16 protein-coding genes are annotated in these 17,299 nt (G+C 46.6%); 6 read left to right on the top strand and 10 right to left on the bottom strand.

Going from position 1 to position 17,299, the window contains the following annotated elements; all coding sequences use genetic code 11:
* Positions 1-168: 168 nt before the first annotated feature.
* The 4 genes from F752_RS0100920 (at position 169) to F752_RS0100905 (ending at position 3,527) form a co-directional block, all read left to right on the top strand.
* Positions 169-1,116, top strand: coding sequence for an acetyl-CoA carboxylase carboxyltransferase subunit alpha (locus tag F752_RS0100920; protein WP_017729841.1), 948 nt, complete (start codon positions 169-171; stop codon positions 1,114-1,116).
* A 107-nt stretch (positions 1,117-1,223) separates the two neighbouring features.
* A complete protein-coding gene (locus tag F752_RS0100915) occupies positions 1,224-2,069 on the top strand; it encodes an MBL fold metallo-hydrolase (protein ID WP_026135426.1) in 846 nt (281 codons plus the stop codon).
* A gap of 4 nt (positions 2,070-2,073) precedes the next feature.
* The gene (locus tag F752_RS0100910; protein ID WP_017729839.1) at positions 2,074-2,829 is read left to right on the top strand and encodes a patatin-like phospholipase family protein; all 756 of its coding nucleotides are present in this window, start codon (positions 2,074-2,076) and stop codon (positions 2,827-2,829) included.
* Positions 2,830-2,906: 77 nt separating this feature from the next.
* Positions 2,907-3,527 (top strand): 1-acyl-sn-glycerol-3-phosphate acyltransferase, encoded by a 621-nt coding sequence (locus F752_RS0100905; RefSeq protein WP_017729838.1) that lies wholly within the window; start codon positions 2,907-2,909, stop codon positions 3,525-3,527.
* Between the two features lie 35 nt (positions 3,528-3,562).
* Here F752_RS0100905 and F752_RS0100900 read toward each other — a convergent pair whose 3' ends face one another.
* From F752_RS0100900 to F752_RS0100875, 7 genes are all read right to left on the bottom strand, one after another.
* Complete coding sequence (locus tag F752_RS0100900; protein ID WP_017729837.1) at positions 3,563-4,465, bottom strand: diacylglycerol/lipid kinase family protein; 903 nt, start codon at positions 4,463-4,465, stop codon at positions 3,563-3,565.
* A gap of 114 nt (positions 4,466-4,579) precedes the next feature.
* Positions 4,580-5,857 carry a tyrosine--tRNA ligase gene (tyrS, locus tag F752_RS0100895; protein WP_017729836.1) on the bottom strand — a complete coding sequence of 426 codons (1,278 nt, stop codon included), beginning with the start codon at positions 5,855-5,857 and terminating at the stop codon, positions 4,580-4,582.
* 192 nt (positions 5,858-6,049) lie between these two features.
* On the bottom strand, positions 6,050-6,511 hold the full coding sequence (locus tag F752_RS0100890) for a ferritin-like domain-containing protein (protein WP_017729835.1): 462 nt from the start codon (positions 6,509-6,511) through the stop codon (positions 6,050-6,052).
* Between the two features lie 95 nt (positions 6,512-6,606).
* Positions 6,607-6,801, bottom strand: a complete 195-nt coding sequence (locus F752_RS26920) for a hypothetical protein (RefSeq protein ID WP_323754864.1) — start codon at positions 6,799-6,801, stop codon at positions 6,607-6,609.
* Between the two features lie 20 nt (positions 6,802-6,821).
* Complete coding sequence (locus F752_RS23270; RefSeq protein ID WP_323754863.1) at positions 6,822-7,490, bottom strand: mechanosensitive ion channel family protein; 669 nt, start codon at positions 7,488-7,490, stop codon at positions 6,822-6,824.
* 45 nt (positions 7,491-7,535) lie between these two features.
* Positions 7,536-8,759: an S-adenosylmethionine:tRNA ribosyltransferase-isomerase gene (locus F752_RS0100880; RefSeq protein WP_017729834.1), complete on the bottom strand. Its 1,224-nt coding sequence runs from the start codon at positions 8,757-8,759 to the stop codon at positions 7,536-7,538.
* A 97-nt stretch (positions 8,760-8,856) separates the two neighbouring features.
* Entirely contained in the window at positions 8,857-9,363 is a 507-nt protein-coding gene (locus tag F752_RS0100875) for an inorganic diphosphatase (protein ID WP_017729833.1), read from the bottom strand.
* Positions 9,364-9,527: 164 nt separating this feature from the next.
* On the opposite strand from F752_RS0100875, the gene F752_RS0100870 reads away from it, so the two are divergent.
* On the top strand, positions 9,528-10,607 hold the full coding sequence (locus F752_RS0100870) for an o-succinylbenzoate synthase (RefSeq protein WP_017729832.1): 1,080 nt from the start codon (positions 9,528-9,530) through the stop codon (positions 10,605-10,607).
* 53 nt (positions 10,608-10,660) lie between these two features.
* Here F752_RS0100870 and F752_RS0100865 read toward each other — a convergent pair whose 3' ends face one another.
* From F752_RS0100865 to topA, 3 genes are all read right to left on the bottom strand, one after another.
* Positions 10,661-11,353, bottom strand: a complete 693-nt coding sequence (locus tag F752_RS0100865; RefSeq protein WP_017729831.1) for an SIR2 family NAD-dependent protein deacylase — start codon at positions 11,351-11,353, stop codon at positions 10,661-10,663.
* 167 nt (positions 11,354-11,520) lie between these two features.
* On the bottom strand, positions 11,521-13,920 hold the full coding sequence (locus F752_RS25110; RefSeq protein WP_160164066.1) for a PAS domain-containing protein: 2,400 nt from the start codon (positions 13,918-13,920) through the stop codon (positions 11,521-11,523).
* A gap of 275 nt (positions 13,921-14,195) precedes the next feature.
* A complete protein-coding gene (gene topA, locus F752_RS0100850) occupies positions 14,196-16,529 on the bottom strand; it encodes a type I DNA topoisomerase (protein ID WP_017729828.1) in 2,334 nt (777 codons plus the stop codon).
* Positions 16,530-16,674: 145 nt separating this feature from the next.
* Here topA and F752_RS0100845 point away from each other — a divergent pair, with 145 nt between their 5' ends.
* Complete coding sequence (locus F752_RS0100845; protein WP_017729827.1) at positions 16,675-17,178, top strand: SixA phosphatase family protein; 504 nt, start codon at positions 16,675-16,677, stop codon at positions 17,176-17,178.
* The last annotated feature ends 121 nt before the right edge of the window (positions 17,179-17,299 follow it).

The raw sequence follows: 17,299 nt of genomic DNA, 5'->3' as shown, positions 1-17,299 counted from the left end.
CAAATGTATGGATTAATATTTTTCTGTACATTTCGCAATAAACTGATTTACAATGGCTAATTATTAAAATTGTGTAAAAAATTTGTTTATCAATCGTTAAATCGGCTATATTTTAATAATTTTACTGCCCGTTAAGCCATTTATTGTCTTACCAAATAAAAAAAGTACATGCTCCTGGAATTTGAAAAACCCATAGCTGACCTCGAAGAGAAGCTGAAAGATATGAAAGAACTTGCTCAGGAGAGCAATGTAGATGTAAGTGATGCCGTAAAATCCCTTGAAAACCGGATTAAGCAGTTAAAGGAAGATACCTTTCAAAATCTTACCCGTTGGCAACGCGTACAGCTTTCCAGGCACGCCGACAGGCCCTATGCCCTGGACTATATTTACAGTATCACCGATGAGTTTGTAGAACTGCATGGCGATCGCAATTTTGGCGATGATAAAGCCATGGTAGGAGGCTTTGGTCTCGTGGGAAAGGAGTCCTTTATGTTTATTGGGCAGCAGAAAGGCCGGAATACCAAACAGCGGCAAATGCGTAATTTCGGAATGGCGAATCCGGAAGGGTACCGTAAAGCCCTTCGGCTGATGAAGCTGGCAGAAAAATTTAAAAAGCCCATTGTGGTGTTGATTGACACTCCTGGTGCTTTCCCTGGTATGGAAGCAGAAGAGAGAGGGCAAGGTGAAGCCATTGCCCGGAATATCCGGGATATGTTTATGCTGAAAGTGCCTGTAATCTGTATTATAATTGGCGAAGGTGCCTCGGGCGGAGCTCTGGGAGTGGCCATTGGTGACCGTGTGCTGATGCTCGAAAATACCTGGTACTCTGTTATTTCGCCGGAATCCTGCTCATCTATTCTCTGGCACAGCTGGGATTTTAAAGAGCAGGCAGCAGAGGCACTTAAGCTTACGGCGCAGGATATGTTGCAGTTTAAGCTTGTAGATGGTATCATCGAAGAACCATTGGGAGGTGCTCATACAGATCCGGAAGCCATTTACCAGAGTGTTAAAAAAGAAATTCTAAGCCAGCTGAAGGAACTGCAGAAGCTGAGCCCGGAAGAGCGGGTGGACCAGCGGATAGAGAAATTTTCTTCCATGGGAGTATACACCGGTTAGTAAAATAAAATAGACTTTTCAAAACCACATAAACTTCTTTATGTGGTTTTTTATTGTTTAAAGCAAAAAGGCCTACTAGGGGAATTGTAAAAACTTATTTTTTACTTATGAAGCTACACATTATCAATGCAGGTTATTTTAAATTAGATGGGGGTGCCATGTTTGGGGTTGTTCCAAAAGCTTTGTGGCAAAGAACCAATCCGGCCGATGAAAATAATATGTGCCGCTGGGCTATGCGCTGCCTCCTGGTGGAGGATGGTAACCGGCTTATGTTGATTGACAATGGTATAGGAGATAAACAGGATGCCAAATTCTTCAGCCATTATTACCTTCATGGAGAGGACTCTCTGCATAAGTCGCTGCACAAGGCTGGTTTTGCGGCGGCCGATATCACCGATATGTTTCTTACCCACCTCCACTTCGACCATTGTGGCGGAGGAGTGGCCTATGTTGATGATAATAAGGAAAAGTTAGAGCTGGTGTTTAAGAATGCCCGCTACTGGAGCAATAAAGAACATTGGGAGTGGGCAGTCCACCCGAATGCCAGGGAAAAAGCCTCCTTTCTAAAAGAAAACATTCTTCCGATGGAAGAAAGCGGGCATCTTCATTTTATTTCCAATGATCAACCGATGCCCCTGCCGGGCATGGAGGTTTTGTATGTAAATGGTCATACCGATCACCAGATGCTTCCGAAGCTTCAGTATAAAGGAAGAACCCTTGTTTACATGGCCGATCTGTTGCCTTCCATTGGTCATATTCCTCTGCCCTATGTAATGGGCTATGATACCCGCCCCCTCTTAACTCTGGAAGAAAAAGAGCGGATTCTGCAGCAGGCAGCCGATGAGGAATGGGTGCTGTTCTTTGAGCATGATCCGGAGAACGAATGCTGCACCGTACAGCATACTGAAAAAGGAGTTAGACTGAAAGAGACCTTTCGCCTGGCAGATCTGTAAGCGAATGAAATTAGGAATCGCTTTATCTGGTGGGGGCATTCGTTGCATAGCCCACCTGGGTATTATTAAAGGCCTGCAGGAAGAGGGGGTTATGGCCGGCGAATACACCGGCTCCAGTGCAGGTGCCCTGGCCGCAGCTTTACTGGCCGCCGGAAAGGAGCCGGAAGAGATATTGGAGCTCTTGCTTCAAACCCAGATCTTTTCTGCTATCAGACCTGCTTTTAGCTTTCGTGGATTGCTGGATGTGGAAAAGGCGCTCTCTTTTTGCCTGCCACACCTGCCAGAAACTTTCGAAGAACTGAAGGTGCCGCTGGTGGTGGCGGCTACGCAGGTCCGCTCGGGAAAGACCACTTTCTTTTCCAAAGGACCGCTTAAAGCTGCAGTGCTTGCGTCTTGTTGCCTTCCGGTCATTTTCCATCCTGTAAAGGTAGATGGGGAGTTATATATTGATGGAGGTCTTATCAATAACCTCCCCGTAGAGCCGCTGAAATGGAGTTGTGATAAGGTTTTGGGCATTCATACCAATCCGGTCGATGAAGATTTTAGCCAGTTCCACATTAAAGGATTGATGGAAAGAACTTTTCTTCTGACAATTAATGCCAATGTAGAGCAAAGAAAAGGACTTTGCGATGTATTTTTGGAGCCTGATTTCCTGAAGAAGGTAAAGGTATTTGATTTTAAGAAAACAGAAGAAATTTTTACTCAAAGCTATGCCTGGATAAAGGAGCAAATGCCGGTAATTATGGAAGAGCTGGAATAAAAGTTCTTGATTATGGTCACAATTGGAGCCTTTAATTGTTATAGAAACAAAGATTACTGTAGAGATAGAAAAGATTTATGCTAAAACCTCTTGCTCATTTTCTTTTTACCCTTACCGGCTGGAAAGTCGTGGGGAAATTGCCTGCCGATGTGAAAAAGTGTGTGATGATTGCCGGTCCGCATACCAGTAACTGGGATTTATTTTATGCCCGTACGGCCTTTTACATCATGGGTATACCGCTGCGCTATACGATTAAGGCAGAAATGATGCGCTACTTTCCGCTCAATATCATATTAAAATGGTTGGGAGCGATTCCTGTTGAGCGCGATAAAACCAAAGCCCACCGCAGAGGGCAGGGGAGTATGGTGCATGCCATGGCCAAACTTTTTAATGAGCGCGACGAGCTGGTGGTTATGGTTACCCCCGAGGCTACCCGTAAGTTTGTGAAGAAATGGAAAACGGGTTTTTACCAGGTGGCCCTTCGGGCGCAGGTACCGATTGTTTGCGGCTATCTCGACTATTCTAAAAAACATGCCGGCATTGGTCCTGTAATTTTTCCATCGGGCGATTTACAGGCCGACATGGTGAAGATCCTGGAGTTTTACGATCAGATAAAAGGAAAATACCCGGAAAAAGGCGTTGACATAAGTCGGATGGATATGACCTACAAATCTCCTTCCGTGGTAAAAGCGGGATAGGTTCAGGTCGCATTAAAATAGGATAGCCTCGCAGCTTAAGGAACGATAATCCTGAGGTTGCGGGGCTTTATTTTGAAATCTACTTTGGTAACCTTGCCAGCTACCTCTCCGTCGTATTGCAGGGTCTTTTTCTTTTCGCAGTGGATGGTGGCCCTGGTGCAGCGTAAAATAATGCAGTGGGGAGAGAACTTAATCTTTTTGGTTAGCAGGCGGAAGAACAGCATAAAAGCCTCCTTTTTAGGAAACCGCTTAATAATGACCACCTCAAACTGCCCGTCCGACCAGTTTCCATCCGGGTTTATGGTGAGATTACTACCAAATCGATTAGAGTTGGCTACCGTAATCATAAAGGCATTTCCTTTAAAGCTCCCGTTATCTGTTTCAATTTCGTAATAATTCGTGGGGTAGCTGGAAAATTCCTTCAGTACAAAGCGAATGTAGGTAAGTAGTCCTCTGCTCTTGCTTCTGCTGAACAGCTTCACGATATGGGCATTAAAGCCAATGTCGGCCAGGTGCATAAAAAAATGCTCATTGGCCCATAAAGTATCTATCATGGCAATATGGCCATGCAGGAGCTGGTTAAATGCCCCGTCCTGGTCATTTTGCGGAATATTTAAATCTTTAGATAAGCCATTTCCTGAGCCGGCAGGTACAATCCCTAAAGCTATTTTAGTGCCGGCTAAAAGCTCAGCCACCATATTTACGGTTCCATCTCCTCCTACGGCAATTACAAGCTCTGGATTAAAATGTTGCAGAAGCTCCTTTATCTGCTCTGCATCATCTTCACCGGTTGTCAGATAAATTCTGTACAGCCAGTTGTAAGTTAAGCTCAGCTCTTCAATCTGGGACTGAAATTCTTCTTTATCACGCTCACCGGCAATAGGATTAATGACAAAAAGAAACTTCTTTAGCTCATCTATCCTTGGTAAATCTTCCATTGGGTAAAAGTGATAAAACAGGCCTCTTTGCTCTCCTGGGTACAGAACCACCTCTGTTGGAGCACTTGCAGGTAATGTACTTTCAGGCTAATAAGGCATTTAGGTTAAAATGTTTTATCCTTCAACTACGGAAATGAGGTAATAGTTTTTCTTTCCTTTCTGCACTAAAAGGTATTTTCCCTGGAGAAGATGAGTCTCAGGCGTACGGTTGGCATCTTCCACTTTTACTTTATTAATACTAACGCCTCCTCCCTTGATCATTCGGCGGGCTTCACCTTTTGAAGAGAAAATAAGACCCTGGGTGGTTTCCGACAGCAGTTCGGCATAATCCTGGGCTGCCGAGAGGGCATCTTTGGTAAGACTTACCTGCGGAACTCCTTCAAATACCTGCAGGAGGGTTCTCTCATCAATGTCCTGCAGGTCTTCGACGGTGGAGCGACCAAAGAGGATGTTGGAGGCTTTTACCGCCTGCAGGTATTCTTTTTCGGAATGTACCCGTGTGGTTACCTCCCGGGCCAGCTCCCGCTTAGCTTCATTCGGGTTTGGATTCTGCTCAAGACCTATAATTTCTTCTTCGCTGAACAAGGTATATACCCGAAGCAGGCGGGGAAGGTCTTCGTCGCGCACATTGAGCCAGAACTGGTAAAACTGGTAAGGAGAGGTCCGTTCCGGATCCAGCCAGACATTGCCACCTTCCGATTTGCCAAATTTGGTGCCATCGGCTTTGGTGAGAAGGGGGGTAGTGAGGGCATGCGCCTCTCCGCCTGACATGCGCCGGATAAGTTCTGTTCCGGTGGTAATATTGCCCCACTGATCGGAGCCTCCCATTTGCAGTTTTATGCCCATGTTTTTGTTCAGGTAATAAAAGTCATAGCCCTGCAGGAGCTGGTAAGAAAACTCGGTAAAGGAAAGGCCGGATTCCAGGCGCTTTTTAACCGAATCTTTCGAGGTCATATAGTTAATGGTAATATGCTTTCCTACATCGCGCAGGAAGCCAAGGAAGCTGAACTCCTTAAACCAATCGTAATTATTGAGCATTACAGCTGCATTGGGGGCTTCCCCAAAGTCAAGGAAGCGGTGCAGCTGCTTATGAATACCTTCCTGGTTGTGGCGGAGGGTGTCTTCATCGAGGAGGTTTCTTTCAGCATTTTTAAAGGAAGGGTCCCCAATCATGCCGGTAGCACCGCCTACCAGGGCATACGGCTTATGGCCGGCCAGCTGCAATTGTTTCAGGAGCATGATAGTGGCCAGGTTGCCAATGTGCAGCGAATCGGCAGTAGGGTCAAAGCCAATATAGGCATGGGTCATTTCCTTTTTCAATTGTTCTTCGGTTCCGGGAGTCATGTCCTGGATCATGCCTCTCCAGCGCAGTTCAGCTATCAGGTCCTTCATGTGTGAATTCAAATTATATTACAGAGCAAATGGTCAGGAGGCAAATATAATCATATCTGCCGTAATAGGAGGCGGGGAGCCTGTTTTTTGAATGGAAGAACCTAAAAAGCAAAAAGCTCCGGAAATTACTCCGGAGCTTTGCGATAGTTGATTGCTGATTTTGTTTTGGATTTCAATCAGCTTACTGTTTCTCTATTTCAGCGTGTTCTGGATCTGGTTCAGGCGGTTTACCGCTCCCTGAATCTGGTCGTGCTGACGCTGCACAACTTCGCGTGTTGTTGGCGGAAGGTCTGTACGGCGCAAGGCATCTTCATAATCTTCCAGAGCAGTGGTTTCCCCACGAATACACTCTTTTACCACTGCTTCATTGTCTTTACCTGTCAGCAGGCTTTTAACGTCAATCCAGGTTCTGTGCAAATCACCTTTTACACTACTTCCTTTTTCGGGCTCGCCATTCATTCGGCGAATTTCTTCTTTTATTTCATGGCCAAAAGTATAGCGCTGGCCTGAATAATCTCTGAAGAAATCCTTAAGCAGTGAATTGTCAATATCTTCGGCTGCTTTCTTGTACCCCTTCTCTGCATCATAATTTCTTTCCAGCAGGTGATTAAGCACATCTACAGCTTCCACTTTATTATTTGATTTATCTTCCATAATTAAAAAATTTCAATTAAACAAAAAATGATATCCTATTATACGGAAGGAAGAAAAGCGGGTTGCAGAGGAGCTGCTTAGCCGCAACAGGGTATTTACTGCAGCTTATCGAATCCGGAGCGAAGGTGGAGGTCCCGCTGAGGGAAAGGAATTTCCACGCTATTCTCTTTGAAAGCGTTAAAGATGCGGAAGTAAAGCTCGCTCTTTAACACCTGAGGTCTGTTGGTATACTTAATGGTCCAGACCCACAATTCAAAGTTGAGGGAGTTGTCGCCATAAGCGGTAAACATAAGGCTGGGAGCAGGGCTTTTTAAAATTCCTTCAGCTCGGAGGCGACGGCGAGTAAAAGCTCTCTTATTTTTTCCGGATCTTCTTTATACGCCACTCCTACAGGAAAGCGAAACCTGACCATGCGGTTGTTATGGCTCCAGTTCGTTACCCTGTTCGAAATAAATTCTGAATTAGGGATGATGATAGAGATGTTGTCATTGGTAATGATGGTGGTGGCCCTGGCAGCTATTTTAACCACATCTCCGTTGGTATCTCCCACTTCCACCCTATCGCCTACTTTAATGGGGCGCTCCAGCAGAATGATAAGACCAGAAATAAAGTTGTTGGTAATATTCTGAAGGCCAAAACCAATACCCACACCCAAAGCACCGGCTATAACACCCAGGGCAGAAAGATCCAGGCCGGCAGACTGGAAAATAATAACCAGCCCGAGGATGATAATGGTATAGCGGGCAATGGTGCCAATAGACTGGCTGATACCCGTGTCCAGTTTTGTCCTGCTGAGAATCCTGTTCACCAGGAACTGCCGCGTTTTTTTAGCGACAAAAAGCAGCAGAAAAATGGAGAAGATAAAATAAATCAGCGAGTTAATGCTGATTTCGGTAGATCCTAAAGTAGCAAAAGGAGCATTCAGGATATCGAATATCCCTAAACCAAATTCCTTAAAGTATTGAAAAATCTCTTCCATTTTACGCTCGACCTAATTTACAAATATTCCATAAGTGGAAGAAGCTTATGGTAATAAAAGAGAAGAATCGCCATAGCTAAGAAAGCGGTATCCCCCGGATAGTGCCTCCTGGTAAACCTTTTTCCAATCCGGCCCAATAAAAGCGGCAATGAGCAATACCAGGGTACTTTCCGGCTGGTGAAAATTGGTTACCAGTCCTTTTACCAGCCTGAACTGGTAACCAGGTACGATAAATATTTCTGTCTCTCCCCAGATTTCTTCTTTTCCTTCTGCTTCCATCTTGCTTAAAACAGCCTCAAGAGCCTGCTTTGGAAGGGGAAGTTTATCTTCCGGATAAGTATAGGCTTCTTCTTTGCTTATAAAAAAAGGAGCATCGGGTTTAGAAAGAAGTTTTACTCCATACCAGTACAGGCTTTCCAGGGTTCGCATGGAGGTGGTGCCTACGGCAATGAGTGGCCCTTTGGCCGATAACAGCGCCTCGATATTCTGGCGGCGAATTATGATCTGTTCCCGGTGCATGGGGTGCTCGGCCACTGAATCTTTTATGGGCCGAAAAGTACCAGCGCTGACATGCAGCGTCAGGTAATGGGCCTGAATATCTTTTTGCGCCAGGCGGTTGAGAATGGCCTGGGTAAAATGAAGCCCTGCCGTGGGAGCTGCCACTGCACCCGCTTCTTTGCTGTAAACGGTCTGGTAGCGGGGCTTATCGCTTTCTTCGGGCTTGCGGTTCAGGTAAGGGGGGAGGGGTATTTCTCCACCCGTTTCAACCAGGGCAGCAAAAGGAAGCGTCTGGTCCCACTGAAAATGAACAATGCCTTCGGAACGATTTTCGAGCCGTGCCCTTACTTTTACGGCCTGCCCTTCTACGGTTAATGTTTTTTCCAGTTCAGTATTTTCCTTCCAGCGCTTTAAATTGCCAATCATGCACTTCCAGCGGCATTGTTTTTCTTCCGCGAGCAGTTCGCTAATTAAAACATCGGGTGCAGCAGGCTGGAGGAGGAAAATCTCTATCTGTGCGCCGCTTTCCTTCCTGAAGAACATACGGGCCGGAATAACACGGGTGTTATTGAAAAACAGGAGACTGTTTTCCGGCAGCAGGTCAGGGATTTCAGAAAACTGCTGATGATGGATGCTTCCCTTCCGGTAGAGCAGCAGTTTGCTCTGGTCCCGTTCGCCCAGCGGGTATTTTGCAATGGCTTCTTCCGGTAAATGGTAGCGGTAATCTGCTAAGAGGATGTCCGCAAAGAGGGAAGGGGAGGAAGGGTTCATGGGGGAGGAAATAAAATTAAAAGAAAAGGCTGCTCTTTTCCTGACTGCCGGAGGGTTAATGCCTGTAGTCGTTTAAAAAGCAGCCTCCGGAAATTCTTTATTTTGAATTGTTTTCCAGGTATCTTTTCTGAGATTCCTTTATAATATTTAAGGCCTGCTCTTTACTTTCCCAGCCTTCAATCCCCACTTTTTTCTTTTCAAGGTCTTTGTAAACCTGGAAGAAGTGCTCGATCTCATTTTTAAGGTGCTCATTTACTTGGCTCAGGTCTGTCAGCGAATTCCAGATAGGGTCGCTGGTGGGTACACACAGTAGCTTGGCATCCGGCCCTTTTTCATCGCGCATCCGGAAGAGACCAATCGGGCGGACCTCAATTAAGCAACCCGGGAAAGTGGGCTCGGAAACCAACACCAGCGCATCGAGGGCATCGCCGTCTTCAGCAAGTGTCTCAGGAACAAAGCCATAATCGCTTGGGTAGTGCATGGATGAAAAAATCATGCGGTCGTAGCGGATCATCTTTTTCTCGTAATCGTACTCGTATTTGTTACGGCTCCCCTTAGGGATTTCCACTACTACATCAATTGTAAAATCGTTCTTATCACTCATCTTTTTTATAATAGATTATTTTGGATGACTATCTAAAATGGGGCTGCAAATTTAGTGGAAAATTGTATAAAATTAAATAAATTCACAGCTTTTGTACGCCGGCAGGACCTATGCCTGTATAACCCGCTGCAACTGTTTATGTTACTTTTATTCCCAACTTCCTCATGAAATTAAGTGCCCGCTATACCACCCACACGCTTCGTTTTAAATTTCCGGCAGGTACCTCCAGAGGAGTACTGGAGGAGAAGAAAAGCTTCTATATTATAATCAGTGACGGCAAAAAGCAGGGGATAGGGGAAGCAGGACCCCTGCCCGGACTGAGTATCGATGACCGGCCCGACCTGGAGGAAAAGCTGCAGGAAGTTTGTGATAAAGTAAGTATGGAAGAAGCTCCCGCTTCGGAAGAAAACGCTTTATGGCTGGCCCGAAATATTTGCGGTACAGAATGGCCCTCCCTCTGCTTTGCCCTGGAAACAGCTCTCCTGGACTGGCTCCATGGTGGCAGAAGAGTAATTTTTAAAAATTCCTTCGTAAGCGGGGAGCAGGCCCTGCCCATTAACGGCCTGATATGGATGGGAGAAAAAAAACAGATGCAGGAGCGGCTGGAACAAAAGCTTTCCGCGGGTTTTCAATGTTTGAAAATGAAAATCGGCGCCATTCATTTTGAAGAGGAATGTGCCATCCTGGAAGAAGTACGAACGCACTATTCTGCCGACGAAATTACCATAAGGGTAGATGCCAACGGGGCTTTTACTCCGGATGAGGCAATGGATAAACTCCGGCGGTTAGCACAATATGATCTCCATTCCATTGAACAACCCATTAAAGCCGGGCAGCCAGCTGCAATGGAGCAGCTATGCCGGCTGTCGCCGGTTCAGGTGGCGCTCGACGAAGAGCTGATAGGGATTGAGGTTGAAATGGAAGGAGCGGCCTTACTGGATCAGATCAAACCTTCCTTCATCATCCTAAAACCTTCCCTTTTAGGGGGCATAGCCTCCTGCCGACAATGGATACAAATGGCAGAAGAGCGAAAAATTGGCTGGTGGATGACATCGGCCCTGGAATCGGATATCGGGCTGAACGCCATTAGCCAGTTTACCGCTAGCTACCCGGTAGATAAACCACAGGGCCTGGGAACAGGGCAGTTGTATCATAATAATATACCTTCTCCTCTGGAGTTAGAGCGGGGAGAACTGAAGTACAAGCCAGGAGCCACCTGGGATTTACGGCAGCTAGGATTATAGCTCCTGGACTAAAGGGGTAGGATTGGAAATTTGCAGTTGGCTTTATTCACCTTTTACTTTCCATACTGCTGAATAAGGCTTTGCGCGAGGCGGGGAAGTCCGGTACTTGCTTTTTCTGCGATCTTATGAAGGTTAGGGCGTGAAGGGAGCTCGGGCATTTTAGGGTCGATAATATATTTTGGCACTTCCTCCCCCACGAAATTAATCAGGCCGGCAGCAGGATACACCAGCATGGAGGTGCCGATGACTAAAAAAATGTCGGCCGAAAGAGCCTCTTCTATAGCCGTTTCCATCATCGGGACAGCTTCCCCAAACCAAACGATATGAGGTCGAAGCTGAGCGCCTTTTTCACAACAGTCTCCCGGGTTCAGTTCCCAGCCTTCCATTTCATAAACCTGGTCGGTAGCGGTACTTCTGCTTTTAAATAACTCGCCGTGTAAATGAATCACATGACTGGACCCTGCTTTCTCGTGCAGAGGGTCCACATTCTGGGTAATTACGCTCACCTCAAAATGCTTTTCCAGCTCGGCCAGTGCCAAATGGCCGGCATTGGGTTCAACAGATAAAGCTGCTTTTCGCCGTTGGTTATAAAATTCCAGTACCAGGGTGGGGTTCCTTTCAAAAGCTTCCGGTGTGGCTACTTCCATTATGTCGTGGCCTTCCCACAAGCCATTGGCATCTCTGAAGGTAGGTATTCCACTCTCGGCACTAATGCCAGCTCCGGTAAGGGCAACAATCTTTTTCATGAGGCAGTATCAGGGTTTCAGTTCTGTATTTACCTTCAACGCTCTTGAGGAAGGGTTGGTTCTGAAAAGAGCTGCTGCCAGTAACTGATCCCCTCCTGATAACTCTGAACTTTATGGATTAACAACAGCAGAAAGGGTGGAGGAATACTGGTTCCCTATCTGTTCATCTACCGGCTTTTTCTGTTCTGCCCGTTTTTCCCCTGCTCTTCCAGGCTTTCTTCGAGACCTATCGACTGGCGGAGCTTCTTTAGCTCCTGCTCTCTTGCTTCTTTTTCTTCTATGGCGGATTTCCAGCGGGTAATATCTTTCGACATAACAGAGGCACCCATCACCTTACCGCTTTCCTCGTCCAGAATAGGGTTGCAGTATACTTCAATAAAAAGAACTTTATCCCCCACTGGCCTTTCCTGGTTTATAACAAAGGATTCCCCTCCCAGGGCCCTGTCGTAAAGGTTCTTCCAGTAGGCATGCTGCTCCTTTGCCAGTTTGTCAAAGATATTATCTCCTTCTTCCAGGCTGATGCCACTAAGGGCGAAGCGGCCTTTCAGTGTTTTGTTGGCAATCAGGATTCGGTAATCGGTATCGATGGCAAAGTAGGTGTCGTCGGTGCTGTTGATGATGGCATTGAGTGTAGACTGCTTCCGCTGGATCAGCTGCTGGTTAACGACTGTTTCTGTTACATCGCGCGAAATAACCGAAACGCCGGTTACTGCCCCGTTTTCATCCACTATAGGATTATGGTAGGTTTGGGAATATTTGGTGCCTTTTGAGCCACTTGATTCTTCAATGATGGAATACTGCTCACCGGCCAGGGCCCGGTCGTAGCGCGCCTTCCATTTCTGCCAGGCGGCTTCCGGAAGAATTTCATGGATATAAGTGCCTGTTTCGAGCATAATACCCATGCTTTTATATTTTTCTTTTAAAACCTGGTTAACAACAGTAATGCGATAGTCGCGGTCGATGGCAAAAATGGTGTCAGTGGTGTTGTTAATGACGGAGTTCAGGTTCTGTTCCTTTTGGTTTGTTTCTACCTGGGCGCGGACCATTTCTTCCTGCGTCGCTTCCAGTTCCTCCATATTCTGGCGCATTTCCTCTTCCTGGGCCCGCATGGCTTCCGCCAGTTCCTGCGACTCCTCCAGCAGGGAAAGGGTCCGCTCGTTGTTGCGTGCATTGGCAACCGCAGCAGCAAGGTTTTCGGCCACCTTCTTGATAAAGGTAATCTGGTATTCTTCGAAATCGCGGAAAGAAGCCAGTTCCAGCACCCCCTGAATATCCTCATTTACCGCCAGAGGAACCATTAAAATAGCTTTAGGATTGCTGCCGCCAAGGCCGGACCTGATATTGATGTATTCCTCCGGAACATCATTGATAAGGAGCGTGTCTTTTTCCTGCCAGGCCTGTCCTACCAGCCCTTCTCCTTTGAAAATTTGCTTGTTCACGTATTTTTTCTTTTCGTAAGCATAGCAGGCGGTGAGATTCAGGTAAGCGCTTTCCATTTCCGTATCTTCATTTTCGAGAAGGAAGATGGCTCCCTGGTTGGCATTCACATATTTTACCAACTGGCGGGTTACTGCATCGCACAAGGCGGAAATGCTTTGGTTATTTTCACGCATCAGGTCGCCAAATTTAGCAAAGCCTTCATTCACCCAATTGCGTTGCCTGTCTTCCATCGCAATGCGGCTCAGGCTGCTCTTCATGCTGGCCAGGGATTCCCCGAGTGCGCCTTCATTTTCAAAGGCATCGATGTTCTGGTCGAAGTTTCCTTCGCCAATCCGCAGGGCTAATTGTTCTACCTGCTGGAGGTGCTGTGTGAGCATTTTGAGTTCCGCTGTAATATGAGCGGTTTCATTTTTACTTTGCCTGATCTCCTCCGGCAAGTTTCCTCTCCGCAATTCTTTTACTGCCCGTTTTATATGATACAAGCTCCGGAAGAGTTGTGAAATAAGAAAGTAGCCAAGGCCTACGCCCAGGATAATACATAGGATAAAAGCCGCAATTGCCCCGTTCCGCAGAAGTGCCAGGTCTGCTTCTAATTTCTGGCTGGCCTCCCGGCTCAGGTTTTGAGCCTGTGTAATCAAAAGAACCGTCTGTTCATTTAAGGCTGTAACCCTGGGCAGAATTTCTTTCTGTAGTTGTTCTCTTATATCTTTCTGACGATAAAGAAGCCTTTCATCTGTGCTAGAGGAATAAAATCCGCTGTTTTGCAGTTGCTGAACCTGCTCTACGATAGATTGCTGTTGCTGCTGAAGGGCCGCAATTTCACCCTGCAGGAGCTGTAAGAAACGGCTGCTGCCTGCCTGTTCCAGCTGAGGGACAAGGGCAGTTATAACCTCTTTTTCCGGAACAATTTGCCCCTCCCAGCTCCTCTCCCAGTCCGCACGATAGGTCTCTTTACCCGTTTCCAGGAAAGCCGTGAGCAGCAGCATGCTTTTATGCAGGCTGCCTCCTAGTTGTGTGGCAGCCTGTTGAGCCGGCTGGTACTGCTCCAGGAGAAGTGTTTTTTTCTTTTCCAGCTGCTGGCTTTGCCATAAAACAAGGAAGAGTAGCAGGGCTGTTATAAATCCCATGCTAAACAAGGCTTTTATTATGTTTCCTTTAATGCTGTTAAAGGAAAAGATGGATTGTAGGAAAGTTGCCATAGGTTCGAAGGAGAGATTGAGTGTTTATTCCGCCATGGACTACCATAGCTGATATTAACAAATCATCTTCTAATATAATAAAAAATAATATTCTTCAAAAAGTTATGCTTAAGCTTTTATGGAGGGAAAAAGCCGCCTAACGGTATGAATATAAAAAGCCCTGCCGGGAATACCGGCAGGGCTTTTGAAAACCAAGCTTTATTTTATTTTTTCTTTCGGGTAAAGCCTCTTTTTTTCTTCTCTGGCGTTTTTTCTGCCAGCTCAAGGCAATCCTTCAGGCTTAAATCCTCCGGATCACGATCCTTAGGAATTTTTACGTTTTTCTTTCCGGCTTTTATGTAGGGGCCCCAGCGGCCGTTCAGGATCTGGATTTCCGGGTTTTCATCAAACGATTTAATGAGTTTTTCAGCATCGGCTTTCCGTTTTGCTTCTATCAGCTCCACCGAAGTTTCTTCATCGATTGTTAAAGGATCGTGCTCCTTGCCTAAGGAATAAAACTTACCATCGTGCCGGAGGTAAGGACCAAAGCGGCCAACGGCTGCCACAATGTCTTTATCTTCATAGGTGCCTACGGTGCGGGGAAGCTTAAACAGCTCCAGGGCCTCTTCAAGGGTAATGCTTTCGATGAACTGCCCTTTCCGCAGGCTGGCATACTGTGGCTTTTCATCCTCTTCGCCTTCAGGGGTTTCGCCCAGTTGCACAATAGGTCCGAATTTTCCGAGGCGGGCAATAACGAGTTTACCTGTTTTAGGATCGGTACCCAGTTCCTTTGCCGAACCTACTGAGGCCCGCTCGATATTTTCGGTGTTTTCTACCTTCTGATGGAAACCATCGTAGAAGTTTCCAATCATTTTATCCCACGCGATTTCACCATGGGCAATTTCGTCGAATTCTTTCTCCACCCTGGCGGTAAAAGAAAAGTCGATCACGTTAGGAAAATGTTCTACCAGAAAATCATTCACCACCATCGCCACATTGGTTGGGGAGAGTTTATTTTTTTCTGCACCAGTGGTTTCCGTTCCCTGCTTTTCCGTCAGCTTATCTTTTTTAAGCAGGAGTTCAGTAAAGCGGCGTTCTTTTCCTTCGCGCTCCTCCTTTACCACATATCCTCTTTTCTGGATGGTGGAGATGGTGGGAGCGTAAGTAGAAGGACGGCCAATGCCCATTTCTTCCAGCTTTTTTACCAGCATGGCTTCTGTATAACGAGCCGGAGGGCGGCTAAAGGTTTCTCTTGCTTTCAGGTGATCAAGGGTCAGCTGTTGCCCTTCTTTCAGGGGAGGAAGCATTCCTTTTGCTTCCTGCTGTTCTTCACCATCCTCATCGGTCGACTCGGTATATACTTTAAGGAAACCATCGAAGGTTACCACTTCGCCACTGGCCTGCAGCTGCTGGTCAACACCGCTGATACCTATTTTTACAGTCGTTTTCTCCAGACGGGCCTCTGCCATCTGTGAGGCAATAGTCCGCTTCCAGATGAGTTCATACAGGCGCTGCTCCGCATAGTCGCTGCTTGCATTCTGCTGGCTAAAGTCTGTAGGGCGAATTGCTTCGTGTGCTTCCTGGGCACCCTGCGACTTGGTTTTGTACTGCCGTACCTGCAGATAATCGTCGCCATACGACTTCCTGATTTCACTGCTGGCTTTTTGCACCGCTTCGTCCGAAAGGCCGGTAGAGTCGGTACGCATATAAGAAATTTTACCAGCTTCGTACAGGCGTTGTGCCAGCGACATGGTGCGGCTAACTGAGTAGCCCAGTTTGCGCGAAGCTTCCTGCTGAAGGGTAGAGGTGGTAAAAGGGGCCGCCGGCGTTCTTTTGCCGGGCTTCTTTTCGAGGCTGTCGATGGTAAAGGAGGCGCCTACACATTTTTCCAGGAAAGCCTGAGCCTCCTCTTTGGTATTAAAGCGTTCGCCCAGCTCTGCCTGCAGGGTTTTACCTCCTTCAAGCAAGAATTCAGCAGTTACCCTAAAGGCGCTCTTACTTTCAAACTGTTCAATTTCCCGCTCGCGCTCCACCACCAAGCGCACAGCAACGGACTGTACCCGCCCGGCAGAAAGGCCGCGTTTAATCTTTTTCCACAGTACCGGGGAAAGTTCAAAACCTACCAGCCGGTCTAATACCCGGCGGGCCTGCTGGGCATGCACCAGGTCAAGGTCAATGCCCCTTGGGTTTTGAATGGCATTCAGGATGGCATTTTTGGTAATTTCCCTGAATACGATTCTTTTGGTATTGTTCTCCTTTAAGTTAAGTGTTTCTTTTAAGTGCCAGCTTATGGCTTCTCCTTCACGGTCATCGTCACTCGCCAGGTAAATCATTTCTGCTTCCTTGGCCAGCTTCTTAAGTTCCTTAATTACCTCTTTTTTATCATTGCTGACTACGTAAGTAGGCTGGAATCCGTGTTCTATATCGATGGCATTATTTCCCTTGGGGAGGTCGCGTACATGGCCATAACTGGAGGTTACCTTAAAGTCTTTTCCGAGGTATCCTTCAATTGTTTTGGCCTTGGCAGGCGACTCTACTATTACCAGATTTTTAGACATAAAAAAATTATTTTGTTTCGCACGATTCTTCAAATATCCGTAAATAAAATGAAAAATTGCAAAGATGGAGGCGCATTAACTCCCGGATGTTTGTTAAATTGGCTTCCTGAAATTGAAATTGATTTTTTAGATAAAGAAAAGAGAAATGGGGAAAGAATTGTTTTTTATCCGTCATTCACTGGCACGGGAAGCCTTTCGCGGACAGGCAGATAATGAACGTGAATTGTCGGAGAGTGGATCGATACGGGCCATGCAACTGGCGAGTTTTTTACATGAAAAAGGAGTGAAGCCCGATGCCCTGCTTTCCAGTGCAGCTGTAAGAGCCAGAACAACGGCAGAGCTGCTGGCTGAAAAAATTTTAGGGCCAGGGAAGGAAGTGGTTTTTCATGATGATTTATACGAATCCTCGGTCCGGCTGATGCTTTCGCTCATTAATCAGCTTGAAGAGAAATGGAAGCAGGTAGTTATTATCGGCCATAACCCTGTATTGCCTTATACCGTGGAATACCTGACAGGTAATATCGTAGAAACCCTGGAGGCTGGTGGGGTACTGCGCCTGACAACCGAAGCAGATAAGTGGGCAGAAATTTCAGGGAAAACCATGGACCTGCAGGAGTATATTGCTCCCGCCGTATATGCCCAGGTATAGTTTAATAGTGAGTAGCCGCCCGTACCTTGTTATAGAAGCTGGCAGGAAGGGAAGTGACGGGTAAAAAGGAGGTTAAGCCTGAAAGCAGCCATCCTTGAGGCAATGGTAAAGCGGCCGTTAA

The sequence above is a fragment of the Nafulsella turpanensis ZLM-10 genome (assembly GCF_000346615.1).
Lineage (GTDB): Bacteria > Bacteroidota > Bacteroidia > Cytophagales > Cyclobacteriaceae > Nafulsella > Nafulsella turpanensis.
This window is presented reverse-complemented; position numbering and strand designations above follow the sequence as displayed.

Excerpts from the sequence above, each read along its gene's own strand:
- F752_RS0100920 (WP_017729841.1), top strand. The coding sequence starts at position 169 with ATGCTCCTGGAATTTGAAAAACCCATAGCTGACCTCGAAGAGAAGCTG.
- F752_RS0100915 (WP_026135426.1), top strand. The coding sequence starts at position 1,224 with ATGAAGCTACACATTATCAATGCAGGTTATTTTAAATTAGATGGGGGT.
- F752_RS0100910 (WP_017729839.1), top strand. The coding sequence starts at position 2,074 with ATGAAATTAGGAATCGCTTTATCTGGTGGGGGCATTCGTTGCATAGCC.
- F752_RS0100905 (WP_017729838.1), top strand. The coding sequence starts at position 2,907 with ATGCTAAAACCTCTTGCTCATTTTCTTTTTACCCTTACCGGCTGGAAA.
- F752_RS0100900 (WP_017729837.1), bottom strand. The coding sequence starts at position 4,465 with ATGGAAGATTTACCAAGGATAGATGAGCTAAAGAAGTTTCTTTTTGTC.
- tyrS (WP_017729836.1), bottom strand. The coding sequence starts at position 5,857 with ATGAAGGACCTGATAGCTGAACTGCGCTGGAGAGGCATGATCCAGGAC.
- F752_RS0100890 (WP_017729835.1), bottom strand. The coding sequence starts at position 6,511 with ATGGAAGATAAATCAAATAATAAAGTGGAAGCTGTAGATGTGCTTAAT.
- F752_RS26920 (WP_323754864.1), bottom strand. The coding sequence starts at position 6,801 with ATGTTTACCGCTTATGGCGACAACTCCCTCAACTTTGAATTGTGGGTC.
- F752_RS23270 (WP_323754863.1), bottom strand. The coding sequence starts at position 7,490 with ATGGAAGAGATTTTTCAATACTTTAAGGAATTTGGTTTAGGGATATTC.
- F752_RS0100880 (WP_017729834.1), bottom strand. The coding sequence starts at position 8,759 with ATGAACCCTTCCTCCCCTTCCCTCTTTGCGGACATCCTCTTAGCAGAT.
- F752_RS0100875 (WP_017729833.1), bottom strand. The coding sequence starts at position 9,363 with ATGAGTGATAAGAACGATTTTACAATTGATGTAGTAGTGGAAATCCCT.
- F752_RS0100870 (WP_017729832.1), top strand. The coding sequence starts at position 9,528 with ATGAAATTAAGTGCCCGCTATACCACCCACACGCTTCGTTTTAAATTT.
- F752_RS0100865 (WP_017729831.1), bottom strand. The coding sequence starts at position 11,353 with ATGAAAAAGATTGTTGCCCTTACCGGAGCTGGCATTAGTGCCGAGAGT.
- F752_RS25110 (WP_160164066.1), bottom strand. The coding sequence starts at position 13,920 with ATGGGATTTATAACAGCCCTGCTACTCTTCCTTGTTTTATGGCAAAGC.
- topA (WP_017729828.1), bottom strand. The coding sequence starts at position 16,529 with ATGTCTAAAAATCTGGTAATAGTAGAGTCGCCTGCCAAGGCCAAAACA.
- F752_RS0100845 (WP_017729827.1), top strand. The coding sequence starts at position 16,675 with ATGGGGAAAGAATTGTTTTTTATCCGTCATTCACTGGCACGGGAAGCC.